At 72.5% G+C, this 3,321-nt stretch carries 2 protein-coding genes and 1 pseudogene; 2 read left to right on the top strand and 1 reads right to left on the bottom strand.

Annotation, left to right across the window (positions count from 1 at the left end; genetic code table 11):
- Positions 1–963: protein phosphatase 2C domain-containing protein (locus tag CCN29_RS33310; RefSeq protein ID WP_086686217.1), on the top strand; the 963-nt coding region annotated here is incomplete at its 5' end.
- 66 nt (positions 964–1,029) lie between these two features.
- Positions 1,030–2,775, top strand: coding sequence for a pyruvate dehydrogenase (locus CCN29_RS33305; RefSeq protein ID WP_006136332.1), 1,746 nt, complete (start codon positions 1,030–1,032; stop codon positions 2,773–2,775).
- 6 nt (positions 2,776–2,781) lie between these two features.
- On the opposite strand, the pseudogene CCN29_RS33300 reads toward CCN29_RS33305, so the two are convergent.
- Positions 2,782–3,321, bottom strand: a pseudogene (locus CCN29_RS33300) (transcriptional regulator); the annotation flags it as partial.

Genomic DNA, 3,321 nt, shown 5'->3' with positions numbered 1-3,321 from the left:
TCCCGCGCCTACGTCGGCACCCGTCCGCCCACCTACGACGCGGAGCCCACCGCGCTCCCCGCCGCCGACCCCGACGACCTGGACGCGCTGGTCCCGGACACCGTGCTGGACGGCGCGCGGTACGGCGCCTGCACCCTGCGGGCCGTCTCCGTGCGCGGGGACTCCGCCCGGTACCGCGGCGAGCCCCGCCGCGACGCGCTGCTGACCGCGCGGTTCGGGGCGGGGGAGCGGGCCCTGGTGCTGGTGGCGGCGGCGACCGGTGTGCGGGCCGCCCCGGGGGCGCACCTGGCCGCCGCCGAGGCGTGCCGCTGGATCGGCGCGGCGGTGGGCCGCAGCCACGAGCGGCTCACCGACGACATCCGGGCCGCCCGCCGCGCCGACCTCAAGGCCGGCCTGCACCGCCTCACCGACCGCACCCTCGGCAAGCTGCGCGCCGCCGCCACCGAGCAGGGCCTCGACCCCGACGACTACGCCGCCACCCTGCGCTGCCTGCTGCTGTCCGCCGACCCCGGGTGCCGCACCCGGGTGTTCTTCGGGGTGGGCCCCGGAGGGCTGTTCCGGCTGCGGGACCGCGAGTGGCAGGACATCGAGCCGGAGGCCGCGGAGGTCAAGGGCGAGCCGGTGCTCGGCTTCGGCTCACCGCCGCACGAGACGCGGGACGGCGACCGCCTCACCATGGACCTCGGCATCCCCACGCCCCCGAGCCCGTACGAGCCGGCCCCCGAACCGCCGCGCGAGCCCTTCCGGTTCCGTACCTCCGTAGCCCGCCCGGGTGATGTGCTGCTGATGTGCGGCACCGGGTTCGCCGAACCGCTGCGCGGCGAGGCCGAACTCCGCGCCCACCTCGCCGGCCGGTGGTCCGATCCGGAGCCCCCGGGACTGACGGCGTATCTGGCCGACGTCCAGGTACGGGTGAAGGGGTACGCCGACGACCGTACGGCCGTGGCCGTCTGGGAGGCGTGAGCGCGCCCGGTGTGAATTCATGGAAACCGTCAGGCATCTCCGGCACCCGAGGGGCACACGGACACCATGGCCAAACAGAACATCGCGGAACAGTTCGTCGACATCCTCGTCCGCGCGGGCGTCAAACGCATGTACGGCGTGGTCGGTGACAGCCTCAACCCGGTCGTGGACGCCGTGCGCCGCAACTCCGCCATCGACTGGATCCATGTCCGGCACGAGGAGACCGCCGCGTTCGCGGCCGGCGCCGAGGCGCAGGTCACCGGCCGGCTCGCCGCCTGCGCCGGCTCCTGCGGGCCCGGCAACCTCCACCTCATCAACGGCCTCTACGACGCCCACCGCTCCATGGCGCCCGTCCTCGCCCTCGCCTCCCACATCCCGTCCAGCGAGATCGGCCTCGGCTACTTCCAGGAGACCCACCCGGACCAGCTGTTCCGGGAGTGCAGCCACTACTGCGAGCTGATCTCCAGCCCCCGTCAGATGCCCCGGCTGCTGGACACCGCCATCCAGCACGCGGTCGGCCGCTCCGGCGTCAGCGTCGTCTCGCTGCCCGGCGACCTGGCCGACGAACCCGCCCCCGACCAGGCGCCCGAGACCGCCCTGGTCACCTCCCGGCCCACGGTCCGCCCCGGCGACGACGAGATCGACAGGCTCGTCGACATGATCGACCGGGCCGAGAAGGTCACCCTGTTCTGCGGCGCCGGCACCAAGGGCGCGCACGCCGAGGTGATGGAGTTCGCCGGGAAGATCAAGGCGCCGGTCGGGCACGCCCTGCGCGGCAAGGAATGGATCCAGTACGACAATCCGTACGACGTCGGCATGAGCGGGCTGCTCGGCTACGGCGCGGCGTACGAGGCGACGCACGAGTGCGACCTGCTGATCCTGCTCGGCACCGACTTCCCGTACAACGCCTTCCTGCCCGGCGACGACGTGAAGATCGTCCAGGTCGACGTGCGGCCCGAGATCATCGGCCGGCGCTCCAAGCTGGACCTCGCGGTGTGGGGCGACGTGAAGGAGACGCTGCGCTGTCTCACGCCCCGCGTGCGCACCAAGGACAACCGCAAGTTCCTCGACCGGATGCTGAAGAAGCACGCGGAGGCGCTGGAGGGGGTGGTCAAGGCGTACACCCGCAAGGTGGAGAAGCATGTCCCGATCCACCCCGAGTACGTGGCGTCCGTGCTGGACGACCTGGCCGATGACGACGCCGTCTTCACCGTCGACACCGGCATGTGCAACGTCTGGGCCGCCCGCTACATCTCGCCCAACGGCCGCCGCCGGATCATCGGTTCGTTCTCCCACGGCTCCATGGCCAACGCCCTGCCGATGGCGATCGGGGCGCAGTTCACCGACCGGCACCGGCAGGTCGTGTCGATGTCCGGCGACGGCGGATTCACCATGCTGATGGGCGACTTCCTCACGCTCGTCCAGTACGACCTGCCGGTGAAGGTGATCCTGTTCAACAACTCCTCGCTCAGCATGGTGGAGTTGGAGATGTTGGTCGCCGGACTGCCCTCGTACGGCACCGAGATGAAGAACCCCGACTTCGCCGCCGTCGCCCGCGCCTGCGGCGCCTACGGGGCGCGGGTGGAGAAGCCCAAGGAGCTCGCGGGCGCGCTGAAGGCCGCGTTCAAGCACAAGGGGCCGGCGCTGGTGGACGTCGTGACCGACCCCAACGCGCTGTCGATCCCGCCGAAGATCAGCAAGGAGATGGTGACCGGGTTCGCCCTGTCGGCGTCCAAGATCGTGCTGGACGGCGGGGTCGGCCGGATGGTCCAGATGGCCCGCTCCAACCTGCGGAACGTGCCGCGTCCGTAAGGGCGTTCAGCCGGTGCGGGTCCGCCAGGACCGGTTCAGGGTGTCGTACTCGTAGTGCGGCAGGCCCTCGACGGCGCTGGTGCGGAAGGGGCGGCCCCGGTCGTCGATCCGCACCGTGCCGGTGCGGCCCTGCGAGGACCAGTCCAGCTCCAGGTACCAGCGGCAGTCGCAGCCCTCGGTGCGGGCGGTGACCATCAGCACCTCGGGGTCGGTCGCGGACACCCGGTACGGCATCCGCACCGCCGGGATCGGCTCGCCGGCGTCGTTCCCGGCGACCGCGCGGGCGATCGGCCGGTCCTTGTCCAGGTCCACGTCGAAGTAGCGCGGGGTCAGCGCGCCGCCGCAGCCCTGGTCCATCGCGTACGCGTTGCCGGACGCGGGCGCCGAACGGCCGGCCACCCGCACGCGCAGCGCCGTGAGGACGACGGCGGTGTCGGACCTCCCCTGCACCGACAGCTCCACCAGCGTCTCCCCGCCGTGCACGGCGCCCTGCAGGTCGCCCGCACCTGGTGCGGGCGTCCTGCGGGGCGCCGTGCACGGCGGGGA

The sequence above is a fragment of the Streptomyces pseudogriseolus genome, assembly GCA_002154585.1.
GTDB classification, from domain to species: domain Bacteria; phylum Actinomycetota; class Actinomycetes; order Streptomycetales; family Streptomycetaceae; genus Streptomyces; species Streptomyces pseudogriseolus.
This window is presented reverse-complemented; position numbering and strand designations above follow the sequence as displayed.